The sequence below is a fragment of the Ancylobacter defluvii genome (assembly GCF_018390605.1).
Lineage (GTDB): Bacteria > Pseudomonadota > Alphaproteobacteria > Rhizobiales > Xanthobacteraceae > Ancylobacter > Ancylobacter defluvii.
This window is the reverse complement of sequence record NZ_JAHBGD010000002.1, coordinates 371,008-395,575: the sequence shown is the minus strand read 5'-3', so window position 1 is coordinate 395,575 and position 24,568 is coordinate 371,008. Positions and strand designations below refer to the sequence as shown.

The 24,568-nt window shown below is 62.2% G+C and carries 16 protein-coding genes, 1 tRNA gene and 1 pseudogene; 13 read left to right on the top strand and 5 right to left on the bottom strand.

Annotation, left to right across the window (positions count from 1 at the left end):
* Positions 1–35: 35 nt before the first annotated feature.
* Complete coding sequence (wrbA, locus tag KHC24_RS01850; RefSeq protein ID WP_213358797.1) at positions 36–635, bottom strand: NAD(P)H:quinone oxidoreductase type IV; 600 nt, start codon at positions 633–635, stop codon at positions 36–38.
* Between the two features lie 223 nt (positions 636–858).
* Between wrbA and KHC24_RS01845 the strand changes: the two genes are divergently transcribed.
* The 6 genes and pseudogenes from KHC24_RS01845 to KHC24_RS24910 all read left to right on the top strand — a co-directional run.
* A tRNA-Lys gene (locus KHC24_RS01845) sits at positions 859–934 on the top strand.
* 246 nt (positions 935–1,180) lie between these two features.
* Entirely contained in the window at positions 1,181–1,846 is a 666-nt protein-coding gene (locus KHC24_RS01840) for a hypothetical protein (RefSeq protein WP_246545988.1), read from the top strand.
* A gap of 39 nt (positions 1,847–1,885) precedes the next feature.
* Positions 1,886–3,421 (top strand): type I restriction-modification system subunit M, encoded by a 1,536-nt coding sequence (locus KHC24_RS01835; protein ID WP_213358795.1) that lies wholly within the window; start codon positions 1,886–1,888, stop codon positions 3,419–3,421.
* Positions 3,418–4,629 carry a restriction endonuclease subunit S gene (locus tag KHC24_RS01830; protein WP_309299339.1) on the top strand — a complete coding sequence of 404 codons (1,212 nt, stop codon included), beginning with the start codon at positions 3,418–3,420 and terminating at the stop codon, positions 4,627–4,629. The genes KHC24_RS01835 and KHC24_RS01830 overlap by 4 nt, the downstream gene beginning before the upstream one ends.
* Before the next feature lie 6 nt (positions 4,630–4,635).
* The gene (locus tag KHC24_RS01825; protein ID WP_213358791.1) at positions 4,636–8,058 is read left to right on the top strand and encodes a DEAD/DEAH box helicase family protein; all 3,423 of its coding nucleotides are present in this window, start codon (positions 4,636–4,638) and stop codon (positions 8,056–8,058) included.
* A 474-nt stretch (positions 8,059–8,532) separates the two neighbouring features.
* A pseudogene (locus KHC24_RS24910) lies at positions 8,533–8,741 on the top strand (DoxX family protein); the annotation flags it as partial.
* Between the two features lie 191 nt (positions 8,742–8,932).
* Here the strand turns inward: KHC24_RS24910 and KHC24_RS01815 are convergent.
* From KHC24_RS01815 to KHC24_RS01805, 3 genes are all read right to left on the bottom strand, one after another.
* Positions 8,933–9,565: an FAD binding domain-containing protein gene (locus tag KHC24_RS01815; protein WP_213358787.1), complete on the bottom strand. Its 633-nt coding sequence runs from the start codon at positions 9,563–9,565 to the stop codon at positions 8,933–8,935.
* 3 nt (positions 9,566–9,568) lie between these two features.
* Positions 9,569–10,207: a (2Fe-2S)-binding protein gene (locus KHC24_RS01810; protein ID WP_246545987.1), complete on the bottom strand. Its 639-nt coding sequence runs from the start codon at positions 10,205–10,207 to the stop codon at positions 9,569–9,571.
* Positions 10,208–10,594: 387 nt separating this feature from the next.
* Entirely contained in the window at positions 10,595–10,930 is a 336-nt protein-coding gene (locus KHC24_RS01805) for a hypothetical protein (protein ID WP_213358785.1), read from the bottom strand.
* A 706-nt stretch (positions 10,931–11,636) separates the two neighbouring features.
* Here KHC24_RS01805 and KHC24_RS01800 point away from each other — a divergent pair.
* The 3 genes from KHC24_RS01800 (at position 11,637) to KHC24_RS01790 (ending at position 13,313) form a co-directional block, all read left to right on the top strand.
* Positions 11,637–11,885, top strand: coding sequence for a hypothetical protein (locus KHC24_RS01800; RefSeq protein ID WP_213358783.1), 249 nt, complete (start codon positions 11,637–11,639; stop codon positions 11,883–11,885).
* 747 nt (positions 11,886–12,632) lie between these two features.
* Entirely contained in the window at positions 12,633–12,941 is a 309-nt protein-coding gene (locus KHC24_RS01795; protein ID WP_213358781.1) for a hypothetical protein, read from the top strand.
* Positions 12,942–13,037: 96 nt separating this feature from the next.
* Positions 13,038–13,313 (top strand): DUF1488 family protein, encoded by a 276-nt coding sequence (locus KHC24_RS01790; protein WP_213358887.1) that lies wholly within the window; start codon positions 13,038–13,040, stop codon positions 13,311–13,313.
* Positions 13,314–13,347: 34 nt separating this feature from the next.
* Here KHC24_RS01790 and KHC24_RS01785 read toward each other — a convergent pair whose 3' ends face one another.
* Positions 13,348–14,208: a transglutaminase family protein gene (locus KHC24_RS01785; RefSeq protein WP_213358885.1), complete on the bottom strand. Its 861-nt coding sequence runs from the start codon at positions 14,206–14,208 to the stop codon at positions 13,348–13,350.
* Between the two features lie 349 nt (positions 14,209–14,557).
* Here KHC24_RS01785 and KHC24_RS01780 point away from each other — a divergent pair, with 349 nt between their 5' ends.
* The 4 genes from KHC24_RS01780 (at position 14,558) to KHC24_RS01770 (ending at position 24,441) form a co-directional block, all read left to right on the top strand.
* Positions 14,558–14,770 carry a cold-shock protein gene (locus tag KHC24_RS01780; RefSeq protein ID WP_213358779.1) on the top strand — a complete coding sequence of 71 codons (213 nt, stop codon included), beginning with the start codon at positions 14,558–14,560 and terminating at the stop codon, positions 14,768–14,770.
* Positions 14,771–14,974: 204 nt separating this feature from the next.
* Positions 14,975–15,106, top strand: a complete 132-nt coding sequence (locus tag KHC24_RS25375) for a hypothetical protein (RefSeq protein ID WP_271180591.1) — start codon at positions 14,975–14,977, stop codon at positions 15,104–15,106.
* A gap of 6 nt (positions 15,107–15,112) precedes the next feature.
* The gene (locus tag KHC24_RS01775; protein WP_213358777.1) at positions 15,113–15,373 is read left to right on the top strand and encodes a hypothetical protein; all 261 of its coding nucleotides are present in this window, start codon (positions 15,113–15,115) and stop codon (positions 15,371–15,373) included.
* 488 nt (positions 15,374–15,861) lie between these two features.
* Positions 15,862–24,441, top strand: coding sequence for a GH36-type glycosyl hydrolase domain-containing protein (locus KHC24_RS01770; RefSeq protein ID WP_213358775.1), 8,580 nt, complete (start codon positions 15,862–15,864; stop codon positions 24,439–24,441).
* The last annotated feature ends 127 nt before the right edge of the window (positions 24,442–24,568 follow it).

Genomic DNA, 24,568 nt, shown 5'->3' with positions numbered 1-24,568 from the left:
GTCGCGTCGTTAATTCCTGTCGCGTCGGCGGTCGATCACCCGTGCAGTTTGCCGGCGATGGTGGCAACATGCTTGCCCTGATAGCGGGCGGCGTCCAGCTCGATCTTGGAGGGCTGGCGCGAGCCGTCGCCATCGGTGATGGTGGAGGCGCCATAGGGCGAGCCGCCCTTGATCTCGTCCAGACCCATCTGACCCTGGAAAGCATAGGGCAGGCCGACGACCACCATGCCGTGGTGGAGCAAGGTCGGCACGAAGCCGAGAATGGTGGATTCCTGGCCGCCATGCTGCGTGGCCGAAGAGGTGAACACCGAACCGACCTTGCCGACGAGGCCGCCGGTGAACCACAGGCCGCCGGTCTGGTCGATGAAGGCGCGCATCTGCGAGGCCACGGTGCCGAAGCGGGTGCCAGCGCCGAAGATGATGGCGTCATAGTCCTTCAACTCGTCGACAGTGGCGACCGGCGCCTTCTGGTCGAGCTTGAAATGGTTCGCCTTGGCGATTTCTTCCGGCACGGTTTCGGGAACGCGCTTCACCACCACATCGGCGCCGGTCTCGCGGGCGCCTTCGGCGACGGCCTCGGCCATCGTCTCGATGTGGCCATAGCTCGAATAGTAGAGAACGAGAACCTTCGCCATATTCGTATGCTCCTTGCATCCTGGCTTTGCCGGCGGGCCGGCTGAGGTGTTGCCAGAAGCTAGCCGCTCGGGTGGTGCATCGGAAGCGCGATGATTGACAGCGTGCCCTTGCAGAATTGCAATGCAGAAGGGTGGTGTTGTCAGCAGGGTGTCGACGGCGGGGTGTATGCTGGTTCAGCTTCTTGCCATCCGGCGCCGAAACCCTTAAGCCCCATCCTCGTGGGAGCCCGTAGCTCAGCCGGTAGAGCACGTGACTTTTAATCATGGGGTCTCGGGTTCGAATCCCGACGGGCTCACCACTCAAATTCATGAAAATGCTCATGTTTCCATTTCGTCTCGGTTGAACGAAATGAGAGCGTGAGACGTTTTGAGGGCATCTTACGTCTCAGGTGAGACGAATCTGTTTTCCGATCCGTGCCACCTACAGTGTTCCATCGCCGATGTCGGTGCCCTGCGTGACAGACAGGGGCACGACTGCCTCGGGCGATTCGAAGCGGCTTGAGTTCATCGCCGGTGTCACGGCTCAGCGCTGAAGGAGCCCTTGGGTGACCGGCACGACGCGTGCCGGCTATCAGCGCGTTTTCGACTATCTCCAGCCGATCGAGGACACACCGCTTACCCGGTTCACATCGCCTTTTGTCGTGAAGCTGCGCGACAAGGTCGAGGCCAAGCACAAGCGCTGGTTCGCCAACTACCTCAAGACCGTGCTGTCCCTGCTGTTCGCCTGGGGCAAGGAGCGCGGCCATATGAAGGAGAATCCGGCCGAGGACATCCGAAGCATCCGCCGGCCGAAGGGCTTGCCCAAGCAGAATCGTCGCTGGACCGACGCTGAGCGCCATGCGGTGCTGGATGCGGCTCCCGCCCATATGCGGCTCGTCATCGCGCTGATGATGTTCACCGGCCTCGGGCCGAAAGATGCGCTGACACTGCCGCGCACGGCCTATGCCGATGGTCGAATCAATACCAGCCGCTCCAAGACCGACGAGGGCGTCATTTGGCCGGTGATCGGAGCGCTGCGCGACATCATCGAGGCGACGCCGGCACACTCCGCCATCACGCTCTGCGCCAACTCCCGTGGCCGCCCATGGACGGTGTCCGGCTTCAACTCGTCATGGATGAAGCTGCAACGCAGGCGCATGGAGGAACTGAGGCGGCGGATCGCGTCCGATCAACCCTCTCCATCGCTTCCGCGCGACCAGCGTGCTCGCTAGTGTGGGCCGATCCTTACGAGTCGAAGTGGAATTACGCGCGTGCTGACGGGTGAATTGAGAGCCAAGATAGATGCCATCTGGGACGCTTTCTGGGCGGGCGGCATCGCCAATCCCATCGAAGTGATCGAGCAGCTGACCTATCTCCTGTTCATCCGCGGGCTCGACGAGGAGCAGATCCGCGAGGAGAACAAGGCCAACACGCTCGGCCGGCCGATCGAGCGGCGCATCTTTCCCGAGGGGGTGGACGCCAGGGGCATGGCCTATGAGCGGATGCGCTGGTCGCGCTTCCATAACGCCGACCCGGCCGCCATGTTCACCATCGTCGGCGAGCATGTCTTTCCCTTCCTGCGCGAAATGGCGGAGGAAGGCAGCGCCCATGCCGAGCACATGAAGGGGGCGCGCTTCACCATCCCGACGCCGGGCCTGCTGGCCAAGGTGGTCGACATGCTGGCGAAGATCCCGCTGGAGGATCGCGACACCAAGGGCGACCTCTACGAATACATGCTCGGCAAGATCGCCTCCGCCGGCCAGAACGGCCAGTTCCGCACGCCGCGCCACATCATCAAGCTGATGGTGCAACTGACGGCGCCGACACCGCAGGACGTGATCTGCGATCCGGCCAGCGGCACCTGCGGCTTCCTGGTCGCCGCCGGTGAATATCTGCGCGAACACCACAAAGGGCTGTTCCGCGATGCCGCGCTCAACCGGCATTTCCATGACGGCATGTTCCACGGCTATGATTTCGACCAGACCATGCTGCGCATCGGCTCGATGAACATGCAGCTGCACGGTGTCGAGGGCGCCGACATCCGCTACCGGGATTCGCTCTCCTCCAGCCATGGCGACGACGCCGACCGCTATTCGCTGATCCTCGCCAACCCGCCCTTCGCCGGCTCGCTGGATTACGAGACGACGGCCAGCGACCTGCTCGCCATCGTCAAGACCAAGAAGACCGAGCTGCTATTCGTGGCGCTGTTACTCAAGCTCTTGAAGCCCGGCGGGCGGGCGGCGGTGATCGTGCCGGATGGCGTGCTGTTCGGCTCGTCGACGGCGCACAAGGCGATCCGCCGGATGCTGGTGGACGACCACAAGCTCGACGCCATCGTCAAGCTGCCCTCCGGCGTGTTCCGGCCCTATGCCGGCGTCTCGACCGCCATCGTGTTCTTCACCAAGACCAATTCCGGCGGTACCGACCACGTCTGGTTCTACGATGTGCAGGCCGACGGCATGAGCCTCGACGACAAACGCCAGATGCTGGTGGCAGAAGAGAAGTTCGGCCCGGTGCCGAAGGCGACGCTGGGCGAAGGCGAGCACGCGAAGAACAACCTGCCGGATGTTGTCGCCCGCTGGAAGGAGAGGGCAGGCACCGAGCGCGAACGGCCGCGCACCGGCCAGAGCTTCACCGTGACCCGCGAGGAGATCGCGGCGGCGGATTACGACCTGTCGCTCAACCGTTACCGCGAAGTGGTGCACGAGGCGGCGGAGCACCGGCCGCCCAAGGAGATCATCGCCGAGCTGCTGGCGCTGGAGGACGAGATTGCGGCGGGGTTGCGTGAGTTGGAGGCGATGCTGTGAGCCTCTCGTTACTCGTCCCTAAAAGTTCAATCAGATGGCCTCGCGTGCGCCTTGGTGATCTTGCGGATCATCGCTTGGGCAAGATGCTGGATAAGCAGAAAAATACCGGCTTACCGAGAAAATATCTCAGGAACCCGAATATCAGGTGGTTCGATGTTGATTTGTCGGACCTTCAGGAAATCCTCGTCGAAGAGAAGGACATTCACAAGTATGAGCTTCGGGACGGTGATATCCTCATTTGCGAAGGTGGAGAGGCTGGCCGCGCCGCCATTTGGAAAGGGGATAGCCGAGGCATAATATTCCAAAAGGCCTGCCACCGAGTGAGGGTCGGACCAAACCTGGATGCACGCTTCTTCGTGCATCGTCTCATGTTCGACTATTTCAATGGAGGACTTGAGGATTACTACACCGGCGCGACGATCAAGCATTTCACCGGGCAAGACCTGGCTCGTTATGAAATCCCTCTCCCGCCCCTCGACGAGCAGAAGCGGATTGCGGCGATCCTGGATAAGGCCGATCAGCTGCGCCAGAAGCGCCGCCAAGCCATCGCGCTGCTCGACAGCCTCACCCAGTCGATCTTTCTGGAGATGTTCGGGGACTTGGTTCAGAAAGGAAAGCGGTCGTCATCGTCACTGACTGTCGCGGATGTAGGGCGTGTCCAGTTGGGACGGCAGCGCGCTCCGAAGTATCAAACAGGAAAGTTCACGCGACCGTATGTTCGAGTGGCGAACGTATATGAAGATCGGATCGATCTTTCGGACGTCCTGTCCATGGATTTCGACGATCGTGATTTTCGCGACTACAGGCTTCAGAGCGGGGATATCCTTCTGAATGAAGGGCAAAGCACGGAGCTCGTCGGGAGGCCGGCCATGTGGCGGAATGAGATCCCGGATTGCTGCTTCCAGAATACCTTGGTGAGATTTCAATCCGATACGACCAAGCTGCTACCTGAATTTGCATTGGCGGTATTTTTGCACTATTTTCGAACAGGGGAATTTTCAAAGATCAGCAGTAAGACCTCAAGTGTAGCGCATTTGGGTGCAAGCAGGTTTGGTCGAATGCCATTTCCGTTGCCGCCTGTCAGCGAGCAAACAGACTTTGTGAAAAGAGCAAAACGGGTGAGAGAGGCAAAAGCTGCTTCCACACTTGGCGATGCTGGCTCCCTCTTCTCCTCCCTCCAGCACCGCGCCTTCTCCGGCCAGCTCTGAGGCGTCATGTCGAACTTCGCCTTCCTCGCCGCCGAGTTCCCGGAGATCTTCGACAGCGCGAAGCGGGCGGAGGCTTTGGCGGAGGGGGATCCGCGGGCGGCTGCCTTCTATGCAAGGCGCACGGTGGAACTCGCCGTGCAATGGGCCTACCAGCACGATCCAGGCCTCAAATTTCCCTATCAGAGCAACATCTCGGCGCTGATCCACGAGCCGAGCTTCCAGAAGCTCGCCGGCGAGGCGGTGTTCGCCAAGGCCCGCGTCATCATCAAGATCGGCAACCAGGCCGTCCATGAGAGCCGCGAGACCAGGGCTCCCGAAGCGGCCAATGCCGTGCGCGAGCTGTTCCATCTCTGCTTCTGGCTGGCCCGCACCTATGCCCGCCGGGATCGGCCGGCCGACGGGCTGGCTTTCGATCCCGCCCAGCTCAGCCGCAAGACCGACGTGGTGCGGCGGGCCTTCGCCGAACTCACCCGCATGAAGGGCGAGATGGAGGCGCGGGACGCCGCCTTCGAGACCATGCTGCGCGACAAGGCCGAGCTCGACGCCGAACTGCAGCGCCTGCGCACCGAGATCGCCGCCGCCCGCCGCGCCAACGAAGCGCGGCCCGACCGTCATGATTATTCCGAGGCCGAGACCCGCGACCTCTATATCGACCTGCTGCTGAAGGAAGCCGGCTGGACGCTCGACAGCCCGCGCGACCGCGAATTCCCGGTCGAGGGCATGCCGAACACTGAGGGCAGGGGCTTCGTCGACTATGTGCTGTGGGGCGACGACGGCAAGCCCTTGGGCCTGATCGAGGCCAAGCGCACCAAGCGCGATCCGCGCGCCGGCCAGCAGCAGGCAAAACTCTATGCCGATTGCCTGGAACGGCAATTCGGCCAGCGGCCGGTCATCTTCACCTCCAATGGCTACGAGCACTGGATCTGGGACGATACCGCCTATCCGCAGCGCGCCGTCTCCGGCTTCTACAAGAAGGACGAACTGGCCCTGCTGATCCAGCGCCGCACCAGCCGCCAGCCGATCGCCGGGCTCGCCGTCAACAGGAAGATCGCCGGCCGCTACTACCAGACCCGCGCCATCTCCCGCGTCGCCGAGACCTTCGAAGCGAACAGGCAGCGCAAAAGCCTGCTGGTCATGGCCACCGGCTCCGGCAAGACGCGCACGGTGATCGCGCTGGTCGATCTGCTGATGCGCGCCGGCTGGGTGAAGCGCGTGCTGTTCCTCGCCGACCGCGTGGCGCTGGTCAACCAGGCGGTCAGAGCCTTCAAGGCACACCTGCCGGACGCCTCGCCGGTCAATCTGGTGACGGAGAAGAATGCCGAAGGCCGCGTCTTCCTCTCCACCTATCCGACGATGATGAATCTGATCGACGAGCGGTCCGGCGGCGCGGCACGTTTCGGCCCCGGTCATTTCGATCTCGTCATCATCGACGAGGCGCACCGCTCGGTCTATCAGCGCTACGGCGCGATCTTCGACTATTTCGACAGCCTGCTCGTCGGGCTCACCGCAACGCCGAAGGATGAGATCGACCGCAATACTTATGGCCTGTTCGATCTCGAGGCCGGCGTGCCGACCGATGCCTATTCGCTCGAAAAGGCGGTGGAGGACGAATATCTGGTGCCGCCGCATTCGGTCTCGGTGCCGCTCAAATTCCAGCGCGAGGGCATCCGCTACGACGATCTCTCCGAGACCGAGAAAGAGCAGTGGGACATGCTCGAATGGGACGAGGAGGATGGCGACCCGCCCGACAGCGTCGATGCCCAGGCCGTCAACAAATGGCTGTTCAATGCCGACACCGTCGACAAGGTGCTGGCCCATGTGATGACGGAAGGCCTGAAGGTCGCCGGCGGCGACAGGCTCGGCAAGACGATCATCTTCGCCAAGAACCAGCAGCATGCGGAGTTCATCGAGGAGCGCTTCAATCGCGCCTATCCGCATCTCTCCGGCCATTTCGCCCGCATCATCACCTTCAAGACCGAATACGCGCAGAGCCTGATCGACGATTTTTCCAAGAAGGACGGCAATCCCCACATCGCCATCTCCGTCGACATGCTCGACACCGGCATCGACGTACCGGAAGTGATCAATCTCGTCCTGTTCAAGCTGATCCGTTCGAAGACGAAATTCTGGCAGATCATCGGGCGCGGCACGCGGCTCTGCCCTGACCTGTTCGGCCCCGGCCAGGACAAGGAATTCTTCCGGGTCTTCGACTATTGCCAGAACCTCGAATTCTTCCGCCAGAACCCCCAACCCGACGAAGGCCGCAACGCAAGGAGCCTCAACGAGCGCCTGTTTGCTGCCCGTTTCGATCTCGTCCGCGCGCTGGACGAGAAGCACAGGCTCGACGCGACCGGCATGGCCGAGCCGGAGCGGGATGGTTACGACGCTGGCGACGGCAAGCCGCTCGACGAGAAGGCCATCCGCAACGATGCGCTGGATGCCTTGCGGACCTACGTCGCCGGCATGAACCTCGACAACTTCATCGTGCGCGGCAAGCGGCGAGCGGTGGAGAAATACAAATCCGCGGACGCCTGGAACGAACTGACGGACGCGGTGCGCGGCGAATTGCTCGACGAGGTCGCGCCATTGCCGAGCGAAGTGAAGGGCGAACCGGAGGAGGCAAAGCGCTTCGATCTTTTGATTTTCGGCTTGGAGCTGGCGCTCCTCAAGGGTTCGAAAAGCTTCGACCGGTTGAAGAAGCAGTTGATTGAAATCGCCTCGGCGCTGGACGAGCAGACGGCGATCCCGATCATCGCCGCGCAGCATCCGCTGATCCTCGACATCCTCTCCGATCCCTGGTGGGAAGGCATCACCGTCCCGCTGCTCGAACTGGTGCGGCTGAGGCTTCGCGGCCTTGTGCAGCATATCGAGAGGGGCAAGCGCAAGATCGTCTATACGGATTTCGAGGACGAACTTGGCCAGAGTGCTGAGATCGATCTGCCGGAAGTGGGTGAGGTGGATTTCGCCCGCTTCAAGCGCAAGGCGCGGCACTTCCTGCGCGAGCATGAGGACCACATCGCTATCGCCAAGCTGCGGCACGGCAAGCCGCTGACGTCCAGCGATATCGTGCAATTGGAGCAGATGCTGCTCGATGCGGGTGTCGGGGGGCGTGAGCATGTCGAGAAAGCGGCAGAACTGGCTCACGGATTCGGCGCGTTCATCCGCTCGTTGGTCGGCCTCGATCGTGGGGCCGTGGCGGCGGCCTTCGGGGAGTTTCTCGGCGACAACGCCGTTACGCCACAGCAGATCGAGTTTCTCGAAATGGTCATCGAGCACCTGACCGATAAGGGCGTCATGGATCCGGCGCTGCTCTATGAAAGCCCCTTCACCGATCTGGCACCAAGCGGGCCGGAGCAGGTTTTCACCTTCGATCGGGCAAAGCGCCTGGTGGCCGTAATCAAGGAGATAAACGCCAGTGCGGTTGGCTGATCTGGATTGCAAGAGTCTGCCGCCTTCATGGCGTTGCGCGAGATGGCGGACGTACCGGCGACTGAGCATCACCGGTAGACGGGCTTGATACCTTACGATGGTATGCGGGAAGAGGCGCTATTCCGCAGGCTCCTTAGAACTCTCGGCCACTCCGATGTCCATTTTGAGGAGGTATGGCGTGAGGTCGAGGATGCTTTCGGATTTGGGCAAGAGGAGTGCGAGTTGGCCGTCACGTTCGACCGGGTGGATGTGCCAATGCATCTTCCCGCTGTCGCGCCGAACGGTGGTGTTCAGAGAGGGAAGCTGAAACCGGAGGATGTCGCGCAGAATAGCGATACCAAGTTCCTTATCCATGCACCCGAACACGACAAAGCCATGCTCAGTGGCGCCGAGGTACTCGTCCCGTTCGGGATGGTAGGCGTACCAATAAGGGAATGCGCCGCGCTCCTCATGGCGCTTAGACACGGTGACTGTAGCGCGCATGCCGAGCGCTTCTTCCCGGTGCTGCTCGTCATCGGGCTCGGCAGTCGCCTTTCTGCGCTGGCGCTTCTCGGCATGACGCTGGTGGTCGAGGTTTTCGTTTATCCGGATGCCTGGCCGACCCACGGTACCTGGCCACCTGCCTGCTCATCATCATCGCGCGTGGACCGGGGCGGGCGTCGCTCGATTACCTGGCCGCCAAGAGTCCACGATCCAGGCTCACGACCGTCGTGAATCGAGGATCCGCAACCACGCGGGGTGCTTCGCGAAGGCCTTCCCCCGCGATGCACATGCCCGCTGTCGCCGGATGATCAACACCGAGCCCGTCGGGCGGTCGGCCAGCTGGGCGAGGGGCGTCCGCCGAAGGTCGGTCCGAGCCACCTCGTCCACGAGGTCAGCGGCAGACATCCAGCGCCGTCACGGTCAGCACCCGCGCGACCTTCTCCATCTCGCTCAGCACCACATAGGCGCCCTCGGGCCCACCGGCGGCGAAGGCGGCGGTCGGAGCGTAGTTCACGGCGGTAATACCGGCCCTGCACAGCCACGAGGTGTCACAGGCGGAATAGGCCGTGGGCAGGATGGCGCCGATCGCGTGGCCCGCCTTGAGACCGCCGAGCGCAGAACACCCGGATCCTAGCGTGCGCTTGTTACAGGCGGCGTCGAGCATGCGGAAATAGGGGCAACGCACACGCTGAAGCAGGTTGCCGCCGATTGACGCCATGTTGCGGAGCTGCGGCGAGGCGCCTTCGAGGAGGCTTTCGGCTATCAACGGCTGACGGCGCCGAACTTCCGGATGCGCGGCGATCTCTGACATCCGAGTCAGCGCGCCGAACACCAGCGTATCGCTGTCGCTGCGCACGCCTCGCAGCGGCAAGCCGTTAATGTCGATGAGGCGCTCTGGCCTCTCGACCTCCTCGCGCATCAGGTCGATCAGGGTAGTGCCGCCAGCAATATAGCGTGCGCCCCGTGCGGCGGCAGCGATGGCCTGATCTGCGCTGCTGGGCTTTTCCAGTGCGAAGGAATGCATGGTTCAGCCTCGCTTTGCGGTTTCAGAGATGGCAGCGACGATGCCGGGATAAGCTCCGCAGCGGCAGATGTTGCCGCTCATCCAGCGTTGGATCTCTTCGGGTGTGCCTGCGTGCCCCTCGGAAATGCAGGCGACCCCGGACATGATCTGCCCTGGCGTGCAGTACCCGCACTGCAAGCCGTCATGCTCTATGAAGGCCGCCTGCAACGGATGGAGTTCGTTGCCCTTGGCGATGCCCTCAATGGTCGTGATCTCGGCGCCTTCGTGCATCGCTGCCAGCGTGAGGCAGGACACGATGCGCTGTCCGTTGACGTGTACGGTGCAGGCGCCGCAGGCTCCCGTGTTGCAGCCCTTCTTCGTTCCGGTCAGGTCGAGACGCTCGCGCAGGACGTCCAGTAGTGACTGCCGAGGGTCGACCGCGAGCCGTTGTTCCGCGCTGTTGACCTTGAAGTGCAGCGAGATCACGTCTGTTGCTGCCGGCGCAGATGCGCTGGATGTGTGGGCGTGCGCGAATGCGTTTGGAATGGCGACGGTTGCTGTCGCTGCCCCCGCCATTTGCAGCACCGAGCGCCGGGCAAGCGCTTCGCTTCCCGAGAGCGGAACGCTGGTAGGCTTGGTGTAGAACTGATCCTCTTCAGACATGCTGCACATGTCTCACCTGAGTTCGGTGATGAGCACTACGACGTGCCCATCAAAAGCGCTGCTGTCGCCATGGCTGCGACTGCTATCACAACCATTTTTATGCACTCGCCTGAAGGAGTGCCGTCCTAGTCGAACCAGCATTTCCCGGCTTGTCATCGCGCGCAATTCTGGTGGACGCGTCCACGTTTTCCGTCGCGATCCACAGTTTAGTGGGTCGGAACTTGGGAACCTGAATCCAACGCGTCTACCCGACCGCCCACCAAACCACTAACAACGTGACCATAGCGGCGAGCACGACGCAGACGATGTAGGTTGACGCCAATCCGTTTCGCGCAATCATGCTCAGCTCTCCAGCCCGCTCGGCCCGACGCCCAAAATACGAACTGCTCACTGAGGCTGCGTCAGACCAGATTTGTAGTAGACGGTAGTGATTTGGGAGCGCTTAGGAAGTGCGTGCTGATCTAAAAAGGTGACTACAATAAACGCCTCTGGCGGTTTGCCCGACGCAATAAATGAACTGCAGATTATCTGGGTAGCAGCGAGCCAATCCGTTTTGTCTCGTTCGACGACCGCCCACAGGCTAACTGACTGCGTCCAGAACGCTTGCTTTATCTTGGTAAAATTCATCGGCAGGTCTTGCGCGACCCGAGCTTGCCAAACAAGCGGTCGATGAATTTCGGCGGTGGCGGCGCCGCTGAACAAAACAATCGCGGTCGCGAGCACGTGGGTCACCCTCACCGTTTTGCTCGCCGACTTGCAGATACACGTATCGCCGCAACCTCTTCGCCATACTCATCGGTTACCGCGAACTCCATGTCCGAGCCGCTAGGGGTTGAAGAGTGCGTCCGGCCGAGATTGTCGAAGCACAGCCGGACAAGAGTTGCCCATGCGGCGTCGTCATTGGTCAAGGAGAGAGGGGGCCCCCTCATCCTCCCCTGTGCGCCTGAACAGATACGTCGTCATCACGCCTCCTAGTAGCGTCGGTAGAGGGAAGAATATGTTTTCTGGAGATTTTATCTGCCTCGCGACGATCTAGTGTCATGCATTCGCGCGACGTAGCGCCAATATCGTCAGAAATAAGTTGCCAATAAACATCAACGGCATTGAGATTATATATTTCAGATACGACGCCCCCTAAACGCAGATCAGGCTCACAAATCCGTCACGCTTTAATTTCATTTCCATTTTTCATTCCGAATAATAGCGCGGCGAAGGATAGGTGGCGGGGTTTAAGGCACGACATCATCGGCTTCGTGCCGATGATGTCGTCACTTGTTCTTATCCATGGCGGGTCTCCATGGCTCATGGAGCCATAACAATCTTGTTCTGGGACAATGTGCTGCAATGCATTGAGGGACGTCGATGGCTTAGCGATAGTTCTTTCTTTGTTCTCTCTGACAGCCCATGATGCCAACAACAAGGAGTCGTGATGGCCAAGAAAACCTTCTACGTCGTGCAGCCTTTCGAGGCCGGCAAGCGAGGCGCGATAAAGGCGGGCATTCCCATGGAGGTTCGAAACGCCGCCGACGCGGAACGCATCGCCAGGCGAATAAGCCTCGTAAAGCTCGGCGCTATTGCATTCTCGACTGAAGTTGAGCCTGAGAGCGGCGACGCCGACCCACCAGTGCTGATCGCTTCCTTCGGACAGGTCCCGGAGGGACTTCTCGACGCCATCTAGGCGGCAGTGCGCGGCATAGCGCATGGGCGGGAGGGAGACGGCTAGCCATCTCCATCATAGGCGAAGACTGATCCGCCTGAGGTGCTGACAGTTGCCTCGCCCGCTCCGTTTCAGACTGTGACGTTGTTAATCAGCATCAATTGCCATTCCACATTTGGAGGCAATTCGTTGACAGCAAGCTACGTCGGACAAGTGATCTGCGGGGCGCATACAAGGCTCTATGTGGAAGATATTCAGTTCGCCTCAGTGGCCTAAAATGTAGAATTAACCGGAGATAACATGAGTTAATTCGTGCATCCTCATCCGTTTTGTTTTTAAAAAGTGCGCAAAAAACGATCAAGTTTTCATTTATTTTCTAGAGTTGGCTTGCTTAAAATCCAGCGTAGGCATATTGGTAAAAGTCGTTGATTTGGCCAAACTGGCTTACGCGGCGCCGAAAACCTAGGCGCGTCATACACCACCAAGTTCTCAGCAACGAATGCGTGGCGCCGCTCAGGCGCGTTACGTGTAGTTCGATCTGGAATGAACCTTACGCTGACCACGGATGTACTGGCAGTGTAGGGGGCATTTCGGCTCGAACAATGCGGAAGGCGCGATCGAGCACCTGCCACGGTTTAATCCGCAGTTCATAGCGCGGTCCACCCGCTCAGAATCCAAGGGCGATCGCTCCGCAGCGTTCACTGCAGATGCCGGCGCCGAACAATCGGACGTGCCGCCATTCCACAATAGAAGAAGGGCCATAGTCATATGTCCACTACCAATGCACTTCGAAACAAGATGCCTACCGGGCGCGATGAGGCGACACATCTGTTTGCGATCGGACAGATCGTTCGGTTGAGAGGTGGATACGGGGTCTATCCCGCAAAGTCTGGCGACATTTACAGGGTGACCGGCACGCTGCCGCCGCGAGGAGGTTCACCGCAGTACCGCATCCGCAACGAGGGCGAGCACTTTGAACGGGTGACGACGGAGGACGACCTCGAACCGATCGTCGCCGCGCAGCCTGGCGAGGGCGCGACACTTCTTGCAAAGACCTTCGGTCATGGCCGTGGATGAGCTCGGCACCCGGACGCAGCGCGCGGCTGACGTTGATGCGGTCGAAAACCACGGCCAGTTCCGGCGCGATGCGCCTGAAATTCTGATGTGGCTGTCGTGACCTTAGCGTTTCCTAATCCGAGCCGCAGCTTCGACAAGGCGCGCAACGCTGTACGCTTTACCGGCTATGATGGCATGTTCGAGGTGCCGTTCTTTGTCGACGTCGGCGTACTCGCGATGTCGGATAATGAGCTGTGCAAGGCGGAAGCTTCGGAGACGAGTTTTCTAGCCGCCTTCGACGCCCTCCGAACCTCGATTCACGCTGCGGCCCACAAAGTCTATTCTAAAGGAAGCCACACCTCATACATGCTGACTGTCGCCGAGTTCCGTTAGGCAGGTAGTTCCTGGGCGGCACTTTTGCCCATGCCTATGACCGGACGGAGACCTCGACCGTCATCGCCTCGAAGGCGTCGCTCATCCCAATGAATTCGCCGACCACCGGCATGACCTGCCGGATATCGCGGCCTACCGCCACCGGAATCAGATTGGCCCCGCCAACGCTACGGTTGGTTGGATCGAAGGTGATCCAGCCGGCACCGGGTACATAGACCTCCGCCCAGGCATGGGTTGTTCCCGCACCGGCAGAACCCACGATCTCCCGGCCGGGATTTTGGAGATAGCCCGACACGATACGCGCTCCAAGGCCGAGCGTTCGCATCGCCTCGATAAAAAGCACGGCCATGTCGCGGCACGACCCCCAGCCACGCTCCAGGGTTTCAACCGGCGATTGCGTACCCTCGTCGTCGCGTTCCTGATAGGAGACCCAGGCCGCAACGCCGGCATTGATGTCCTTCAGCAGTGCGAGCGTGTCCGTCGGCGTGCTTCGAACAAAGGCTTGGCTCCAGTTCCGCAGGCGTTCCGCCGGATCGGCATATTGCGGCGCCGTCAGGCCTCCGAGATCGATCCGCTCATCCGTGCTGTATGAGAAGGGATGGAAGATCGCCGAAGCCGCGACATCGAAGACCGGCCATGCCACGGCATCGAGCTCGAGCTCGGCAAGGCTTTCAATGACTAGTCTGTCGGTCATGGCCTGGAAGGTCGCTGTTGCCACTATGTTGCCGGCAACGTCGTGCGCCCATGTCACGGTCGCCTGCGGCTCAACCGCCAGTTCCATCGAGCGCAGGCGAAGCTCGCGGCTCTCGCGTGGGCGCAGCATGAGGCGGTGCGGGCGCAGGCTCACCAGCCCGTTGTAGCTGTAGGTTGTCCGGTGGCGAATTCGCAACGTGATCCCCTATATCTTCCACACCGCTCGCCCGCACCGCCCATGCGTCGCGCCGCGTCTCTTGTCCGGGTTTCCCGAAAGCGCCGGCGTCGCAGAGCGCGAAGGTATCCGGGCCGCTTTCTTCAATGAACGAGATATCAGATTTAGAAATTCCGGGAGCAAATTATTTAATAATTCAGCGTTCTTGTAATATCCATATTAGAGGTGCATATTAATATGGTCGATAAATGGCAAGATGAACGTCTGTCTCGCGAATGCTTTTTCGGGTCAATATGTTCTTTTTTCCTGAAAATGCGATTTCGACGGCCTGCATTTGTGTAGGCAAGCCAGAATTATGATCACGAGAGGGTTGCCCATGACCACGGGAACCGTAAAATGGTTCAACTCCCAGAAGGGTTTTGGATTCATCGCCCCAGATGACGGCGGTAGCGACGCCTTCGTTCACATCAGTGCTGTGGAGCGTGCCGGCATGAGCGACTTGCGCGAAGGTCAGAAAGTGGGCTTCGAGCTCGTCACTGACCAGAGAAGCGGCAAGGTGTCCGCTGATAAGCTCCAGTCTCTGAGTTGATTGCCTAATTCGGCGGTCTCGGACTTCGGGGCCGCCGATAGCGCATTGCCTGATCGGTCGACCACGGATGTACTGGCGGCTTGAGCGGACGATGTGGATGCGGTCAGAAGGCGCCCGGCGCCTATTAGCCCCGCGCCTCGACGAGGACGCGGGGTTTTTATTTTCACCAGCGACGCAATCAACGCAACAGACAAGGACGAGGTCATGGCCAAAGGTCAGTTACGCGGCAATCGCGAAGCCAAGAAGCCGAAGAAGGTCAAGCCACCCATTGAAGCGACACCGGTCTTTGCCAAGGGAACGCCGGTGTCAACCGCAGCACCCAAGAAGAAGGGCTGAAGTGTCATGAATAGCCGGACCACGGAAACCACGGTTACCTTCTGGCATCCGTTCAAGCTGAAATCGCTTGATCGTCCGCACCCCGCAGGGACCTACCGGCTGGTGATCGACGAAGAAGAGATTCCAAACATCTCGTTTCTCGCTTACCGGCGTGCCGCGACAATGCTTCACACGCCCGCCATCGCCACGCCCGGCGGCTCAAGCCAGGTTTTCAAGATCAGTTCGGAAGAACTGGCCAAAGCACTGGAGGCGGACCTTCGAACTTAATCACCCGCTCGATACTTAGTGTCACGCGTAGCAAGGACACACAGGCCATGGACTATCTCGGCGGACTCCGCGGGACCGGCCTTCTCCTATGCGGGAACGCCTCGGTGGCTCCGGCACAGTATGATTTCGATGGCTACATCTCAAATTCAGGCCAAGTGACGAGTTGCGGTGAAATCCGCCTCCAGGCATCAACGCTCAGAGAGGTGTTTGGCCGAGACGATCTTCACCTCCGAACTGCCGAGGGACGTCTGCTCAGCGTCCGCTTCTCAGAAAAGCGTGTGTCGCAAGGCGGTGGCGCCGCGCATGTCGATGTGAATGGCGAGTTGCCGGCAGCGGCCGACTGGCGCCGGCGATCGGGAGCGCGCTCCCCCAAGTCCGCGCCGGGACCGAACCGGCTGCCAATCCTCCCCCTGCAGCCGCGCACCGCACAGGGGTAGACGGCGATCGGCAGGTCATGCCTCTCGCGCCACTCCGGACCGGAAGGCATTATGAATCTGATTGCTGATCTTCGCCGTCGCCATGGATCGCAGTTCTCCTCATGGAGACGTCGTGCGTGGAAAGGCTCGGTCTGGGATGATGCCTCGCCGATCCGCGAGGAGCTCTTCGGTGCAGAGCGGCTGGAACAGCATGCGAGAAGTCTGGCGACCGCGCAGCCCATCACGACGCGACCACCGCCCGTCCCCATGTTGCATGCGCGGCTGAAAGACAATGCAAGTGTCCTGCTCGCCGCCTATCGGGCGGCGGCTGCAGATGCAGAGGCTGGCTGCACCGTGGTTCCAGCCGCCGAGTGGCTGCTCGACAATTATCATCTCATCGAGGAGCAGGTCCGCGAGATTCGAGATGACCTGCCACCGGGCTACTACCGGCAATTGCCGAAGCTCGGTGATGGCCCATTTGCCGGTTATCCCCGCGTGCTGGGTCTCGCCTGGGCCTATGTCGCCCATACGGACAGCCACTTCGATCCCGAGATGCTGCAGCGTTTCATTAGGGCCTACCAGCAGGTCGAACCGCTCACGATCGGCGAGCTATGGGCGGTGGCGATCACGCTGCGCATCGTGCTGATCGAAAATCTGCGCCGGCTCGCCGACCAGATCACCGCTGGGCGCGAATGGCGTCGCGAGGCCGATGTGCTGGCCGATCGGCTGCTCGTCGCCGGTGACGCCCGCACCGCGCTCGACGCTGACATTCTCACCCGCTCGCCGATTCCGCTCGATGAGGTATTCGCCGCGCAATTGGTCAAACGGCTCAGGGATCAGGATCCCCGTACCACACCAGCGCTGGGATGGTTGGAGGCACGGCTCGGCGTACAGGGAGCCTCGGTCGACGGCGTTGTCCAGCATGCCCAGCAGAGGCTTGGCGCATCCAATGTCAGCGTACGCAACGTCATTACCAGCATGCGGCTGATCTCCGACATCGACTGGGCCGATCTGTTCGAAAGCGTCAGTCTGGTCGATGATAGGTTGCGCGCCGGCAGCGACTTCGCTCTGATGGATTTTCCCACGCGCAATCTCTATCGGAGCGGCATTGAGCAGCTCGCCCGCGGCTCCTCAACGTCCGAGCTCGATATCGCCCGGCTGGCGCTGCAATCCGCGGCAACGGCGGCACCGGTCGTCGAGCGCGGTCTACAGGCCGATCCAGCCGAAGATCCCGGTTATTATCTTGTCGGTGACGGACGGCACGCGTTCGAGCGGACGATTCATTTCCGGCCCCCAGCCCGGCTGCGCCTTAGCCGTATCAGCACCCGGCTTGGCATTGGCGGCTACATCGGCACAATTATAGGCTTCACTGCCTGCTTTATCGCGCTAGCGCTGTGGGCCCTTTCCACGGCTGGCTTGTCGGGCGGCTGGCTCGCATTACTCGCGCTCGTCGGCTTCAGTCCGGCAAGCGAGGTGGCGACCGCCCTGGTGAACCGCGGTGTGGCATGGATGTTCGGCGCCACCGGCCTGCCCGGTCTCGAACTTGCGGAGGGTGTTCCAAGCACCTTACGCACCCTTGTCGCAGTGCCGACGCTGCTCACCAGCGAAGCCGATCTTCGGGAGCAGATCGAACGGCTTGAGGTTCACTTCCTCTCGGGCGTCGGCGGCGACCTCATTTTCGCTTGGCTGTCTGACGGCATCGATGCCGACGTAGAGACCCTGCCGGGCGACGCCACGCTGCTGGAACTCGCCGCGGCAGAAATAGGGTTGCTAAACAAGCGCCACGGTCCAGGTCTTTCCGGCGACCGCTTCCTTCTGCTGCACCGCCATCGCCGGTTCAATTCGGGTGAAGGCAAATGGATGGGGTGGGAGCGCAAGCGCGGCAAGCTGCACGAACTCAACCGGCTGCTGCGCGGCGCAGACGACACCTCCTTCATGGCCATCGCCGGGCGGGCGCCGCAGGTCCCGGCGGATGTACGTTACGTCATAACGCTCGACGCCGATACGCGGCTGCCGCGCGACGCCGCATTGCGGCTGGTCGGCAAGATGGCGCATCCGCTGAACCGGCCGAAATTCAGTGCCGCCCAGCAGCGCGTGGTTGGCGGTTACGGTATTCTCCAGCCGCGCGTCACTCCTTCGCTGCCGATCGGGCGCGAAGGGTCTTTCTACCAGCGGGTCATTTCCGGCGGTGGCGGCATGGATCCCTATGCGGCGGCGGTGTCTGATGTCTATCAAGACCTGTTCGGCGAAGGCTCCTACACCGGTAAGGGCATCTATGAGATCGATGCCTTCGAAGCTTCGCTCGCCGGCCGCATCCCGGAAAACACCCTGCTCAGCCACGATCTTTTGGAAGGTGTGTTTGCCCGGGCGGGCCTTGCTTCCGATGTCGAGCTCATCGAAGAGTTCCCATCGCGCTACGACGTCGTCGCCAAACGCCAGCATCGCTGGATGCGCGGCGACTGGCAGTTGCTGCCGTGGATCATCGGTGTGGATACGGGGCAGCGCGGGCTCACCCGGGTCGGCCGCGGCAAGATGCTCGATAATCTGCGCCGCTCCACCCTCGGCCCGCTCACCCTGCTCACGCTCGGTCTGTGCTGGCTTCTTCCCATGCCAACGGCACTGATCGGGACGCTGCTGACGATCTCGACCCTAGCGATTCCCGCCTTCCTGCCGATCCTGTTCTCCCTGCTTCCTCGCCGTCCCGACATACGGATGCGCAGCCATTTCGGCCAAGTGCTCGCCGATATCCGGCTCGCTGCAGCCCAAACCTGGCTATCTCTCACCTTTCTTCCCGATCGGGCTTGGCGGGCCGGGGATGCTGCAATCCGCACACTGCTGCGGCTGCTGGTAACCCGCCGCCATCTCCTTGAGTGGACGACTGCCGCGACTTCCTCGGCGGCACCGCGTCTGGATCGCTTCGGCTTCTACCGACAGATGGCGGGCGGGACTGCCCTCGCACTCGTCGTCACCGCAACGGCGCTTGCGCTGGAGCGGTCCTCTTGGCCGCTTGTCCTGCCCTTCGCTTTGCTTTGGTTGGGCGCTCCGGCGATAGCGCAGTGGGTCAGCCGTTCGCCCAAAGTACCGGTACGCCTCGCCGTCGGCGAGCGGGAGGCACGCGATCTGCGGCTGATCGCACGACGCACCTGGCGATTTTTCGAGACTTTCGTCACGCCGGCCGAGAACATGCTGCCACCGGACAATTTTCAGGAGGTGCCGAAGCCGGTCGTCGCGCACCGCACCTCGCCGACCAATATCGGCCTTTATCTGCTTTCGGCCGTCACCGCTCGCGACTTCGGCTGGGCCGGCACGATCGAAACCATCACGCGGCTCGAAGCGACCTTCGCCACGTTGAAGAGATTGCCGCGTTTTCGCGGGCATTTTCTTAACTGGTACGGCACGCAGGATCTGGCGGCCTTGTCTCCTGCCTATGTCTCGTCGGTCGACAGCGGCAATCTCGCCGGCCATCTCATCGCGCTCGCAAATGCCTGCGAGGAATGGATCGATGCCCCCGTCGGCGTGAACGCGCGCGCCGGCGTCTCCGACGCTTTTGCACTCGCGCGCGAGGCGATGTCGGCGCTGCCCAGTGCCGGAGGCACGCAAGGGCAGGCGCTGGCGGCAATCCTTGACGAGATTGACGCCCAGCTGAACGGTGTGCAGACGCTCGAAGCGATAACCCCGGTTCTGAAGCGGCTCGCCGAAAGGGCCGGCCGGCATGCGCACGAGATCGTCCCGGCGACCACGGACGACAGCTCGCCGGACATCGCGTTCTGGATCCAAGCGATTGGCCGGGCAGTGAACGAGCATGAGCGCGACCGGCTCCAGCTTCTGGCCGCGCCGACAACCACGAAGACCCGGCTGCGCATGCTGGCAGATGCGGCGCGGACCATGGCAATGGAGATGAACTTTGCCTTTCTGCTCGATCCCGAGCGGAAACTGCTCTCCATCGGCTATTCGCTTGCCGATAACGGTCTAGACCCGAGCTGCTACGACCTGCTGGCATCGGAAGCCCGCCTTGCCAGCCTGTTCGCCATCGCCAAGGGCGATGCGCCGACCCGCCACTGGTTCCGGCTCGGGCGGCTCGCGACGCCGCTCGGCAGCGGCTCGGCGCTGATCTCGTGGTCGGGGTCGATGTTCGAGTATCTCATGCCGTCGCTGGTGATGCGCGCCCCAGCCGGCAGCGTGCTCGAACAGACCAACCGCCTCGTTGTCGAGCGGCAGCGATCCTATGCCCGCTCGCTCGGCATTCCCTGGGGTATGTCGGAATCCGCCTATAATGCGCGCGATATCGAACTCACCTATCAATATGCCAATTTCGGCGTGCCGGGCCTCGGCCTCAAGCGCGGCCTGTCGGACAATGTTGTCGTTGCCCCTTATGCGACTGGCCTCGCCAGCATGGTGGACCCCGAACAGGCGCGGCATAACTATGCCCGCCTCGCCGGACTGGGTGCGCAGGGGCGCTACGGCTTTTATGAAGCGCTGGACTTCACGCGTTCGCGTGTTCCGGAAGACGAAGACGTCGCCATCGTCCGCAACTTCATGGCCCATCATCAGGGCATGACCATCGTCGCCATCGCCAACACTTTGCGAGATGGCGAGATGCGTGCCCGCTTCCACCGCGAGCCTATGATAAAGGCAAGCGAGCTGCTGCTGCAGGAACGCTCGCCGCGAGACGTGATTGTCGCCCGTCCCCGCGCCGAGGAGGTGCGAGCGGCGGCCGGCGATGCCTTGAGTGATGGCGCGACGGTGCGTCGCCTCATCTCGCCCGCGCCGGGAGCGCCGATCACGCATCTGCTCTCCAATGGCAGCTATGCCGTGATGATGACTGCGGCGGGCGGCGGCTACAGCCATTGGCGCGACATTGCCGTGACGCGCTGGCGCGAGGATGCCACCCGCGACGACGGGGGGTCGTTCATCTTCCTGCGCGACACAAAGAGCGGGAACGTCTGGTCGGCAACCACCCAGCCGATGGCGGATGTCGCCGGCGAGACCGATGTCCTGTTCAGCGAGGACCACGCGGAATTCATCCGTCAAGATATCGGCCTGACGACGATGATGGATGTCGTCATCTCCGGCGAGCACGATGGCGAGGTTCGCCGCGTCTCGCTCACCAATAGCGGCCGGCGCGCCCGGGAGATCGAACTCACCTCCTATGCCGAGCTGGTGCTGACGACGTCGGCCGCCGACAATGCTCATCCGGCCTTTGCCAAGATGTTCGTCGAGACCGAGCACCTGCCGGAATTCGGCGCTGTTATCGCCACGCGGCGCCCCCGCTCGCCGGGCGAGCCACAGATATGGGCAGCACATTTCACGGTCGTGGAAGGCGAGATCACCGCTGATCCGCAATATGAGACCGCCCGTGAACGCTTTGTCGGTCGCGGCCGTAACATCGGCACGGCTCAGGCCATGTCGAGCGGTGCGTTGTCGAACACCGTCGGCACCGTGCTGGACCCGATCTTCTCGCTGCGCCAGAGCGTGCGCATCGCGCCGGGTAGAATCGCCCGTATCGCGTTCTGGACCGTGGTGGCGTCGTCGCGCGACGAACTCGTCGACCTCATCGACACTCATCACGACCGCAATGCCTTCGACCGTGCCCGGACGCTGGCGTGGACGCAGGCCCAAGTCCAGCTCCGCCACATCGACGTGAACATGGAGGAGGCTGCTGATTTCCAGCGGCTGGCCGCCCCGCTGCTCTACGCGGACCGGCGCCTTCGTGCGCCCTCCGAAGCCATCCTGCGAGGCGCCGGCCCACAATCGGGCCTCTGGCAGCATTCCATTTCCGGCGACCTGCCGATCGTTCTGCTGCGCATCGACGATATCGAGGACATCGCCCAGATGCGCCAGTTGCTGCGGGCCTGGGAATATTGGCGGATGAAGCGGCTCGCGGTCGACCTCGTCATCGTCAATGAGCGCGCCTCCTCCTATGCGCAGGATCTTCAGATTGCTATTGAGACGGCGGTACGCACGAGTGCATCCCGCCCGATTCCCCACGACGAGCCAGCCAAGGGATCGGTCCACGTGCTGCGCGCCGACCTCATGAGCGTGGACTCGCGCGCGATGCTGCAGTCCGTCGCCCGCATCGTATTGGTGGCGCGGCGCGGCACCATCGCCGACCAGCTCGCCCGCATGCGCCGCATGCCGGAGCTACCTGTTGTCCGTCGGCGCAGCCGTCCCCTCGCCACGCTGCCGAACCCCGCGCCGCCGCGCCAGCCGCCATCGCTTGAATTCTTTAACGGCCTCGGCGGGTTCGACAAGGATGGGCGTGAGTATGTGACCGTTCTCGACAGGGGTCGCACGACCCCGGCGCCCTGGATCAACGTGATCGCCAATTCCGGCTTCGGCTTTCAGATCTCGGCGGAGGGCAGCGGCTATAGCTGGGCGCAGAACAGCCGCGAGAACCAGCTTACCCAATGGTCGAACGATGCCGTTGTCGACCCTGCGGGCGAGGCGATCTATGTGCGGGACGAGGAGAGCGGTGAGCTCTGGAGCCCGACCGCGCAGCCGATCCGTGATGACGGCATTTATGTTGCGCGGCACGGCTTTGGCTATAGCCGCTTTGAGCATGAGGCGCACGGCATCGCCCTCGACCTCGTGCACTTCGTGCCGCTCGACAATCCGATCAAGATCTCGCGCCTGAAGCTCACCAACCTGTCCGGCCGGCCGCGCCGGTTCTCGGTGACCGCCTATGCGGAATGGGTACTCGGCAGGTCGCGTGGGGCCGCCGCCCCGTTCATCACCACCGAGATCGACGAACCAAGCGGCGCGCTGCTGGCGCGCAATCGCTGGAGCACCACTTTTGGCTCCCGCGTCGCCTTCGCCGATCTCGCCGGCCGCCAGACTTCCTGGACCGCGGACCGTACCGAGTTCCTCGGCCGACATGGCGGGCCCGCGTCGCCGCTCGGCCTCGCGGCCATCGAACCACTTTCCGGCCGGACCGGCGCCGGTCTCGACCCGTGCGCCGCCCTGCAAACGGTGATCGAGCTCGGCATAGGCGAGAGCGTCGAGGTCGTGTCATTCCTCGGCCAGTGTGATTCGGTGGACGAGGTGCGGGCGTTGATCGCTCGCTATCGCGAAGCGGACCTAGACGCTGTTCTCGGCGCCGTGACGGATCGCTGGAACACGATCCTCGGCACCGTGCAGGTGAAGACGCCGGACCGGGCAATGGACATCATGCTGAACGGTTGGCTGCTGTATCAGACGCTGGCCTGCCGCATCACCGCGCGCTCTGCCTTCTATCAGGCCAGCGGAGCGTATGGCTTCCGTGACCAGTTGCAGGACGGCATGGCGCTGATACTGGCGCTGCCGGCAGAGACGCGCGGCCATATATTGCACGCCGCCGGGCGGCAGTTCGCCGAGGGTGACGTCCAGCATTGGTGGCTGCCGCAATCGGGCCAGGGCGTGCGCACCCGCATATCCGACGACCACGTCTGGCTCGCCTTCGCCACCGCAACCTATATCGCCAGTTCCGGCGACGCGGCGATCCTCGACGAGCCCGTGCCCTATCTCGACGGTCCGCAATTGCGGCCGGAGGAGCACGAGCACTTCTTCCAGCCGATGCCGGCAGACGCGACGGGGCCGCTGTTCGAGCATTGCGCCAGCGGCCTCGACCATGCTGTTGCGCTCTCCGGCGCGCTCGGACTGCCGCTGATCGGCACTGGCGACTGGAATGACGGCATGAACCGCGTCGGCGAGGCTGGCAAAGGCGAAAGTGTCTGGCTCGGCTGGCTGCTGATCCGCACCATCGAGATGTTTGCTCCCTTCGCCGACGAACGCGATCCCGAGCGTGCCCGCCGCTGGCGGGCTCATGCCGCCTCGGTGCGGCGGGCGCTGGAGCGCTCAGCATGGGACGGCGAGTGGTATCGGCGGGCGACGTTCGATGACGGCACCTGGCTCGGCTCGAAGGACAGCGGCGAATGCCGCATCGACTCTATCGCGCAGTCCTGGGCAGTGCTGTCCGGTGCTGCCGACAGCCTGCGTGCCGCGAAGGCGATGGCCTCGCTGGAGCGTCATCTCATCCGCACCGACGACAAGCTGGCACTGCTGTTCACCCCGCCCTTCGATCGCACGCCCCTCGATCCCGGATACATCAAGGGATATCCGCCGGGCCTGCGCGAGAATGGCGGGCAATACAGCCACGCCGCCATGTGGGCGGTGCTCGCCTTCGCCAAGCTGGGCGCTGGCGACAAGGCGCATGATCTGTTCGCACTGCTCAACCCGATCAATCACGCCCGCACGATGGATGAAGCCGAACGTTACAAGGTCGAGCCCTATGTGGTTGCCGCCGATATCTATTCGGTCGCCCCCCATGCCGGACGCGGCGGCTGGACCTGGTACACGGGGTCCGCCGGCTGGATGCATCGGGCTGGCGTCGAAGGCATTCTCGGCATTCGCCGGGAAGGCGATTTCCTGCTCGTCACCCCCTGCATCCCCTTCGCATGGCTGGGATTCGAGGCGACGGTGACCTTAGGCAAAACCATTTGCAGGATCGAGGTTCGGGCTGATGGCGAGGCCGGCAAATCCTATTCCGTGCTCGACGGCGTTCGTCTGGCATCGTCCGGCAGGTCCGCCACTATCAGAATCGACAGCAGGGCTCACGACTTGCTGATTGTATTGGGCTGCCAGCGCGCGACACCTCCAGATCTCGCAACATCGTAATCTGGTTCACGAAGACAGGGCTGCGAAGCACATAGCACTTGAGCATTGCGTGCTTCTTCTAGCAGCGGATCTCCGGAATGTTGGCATTGGGTCAGCGGCACCGGCAGTCCCTAGAATAGCCAGTGCT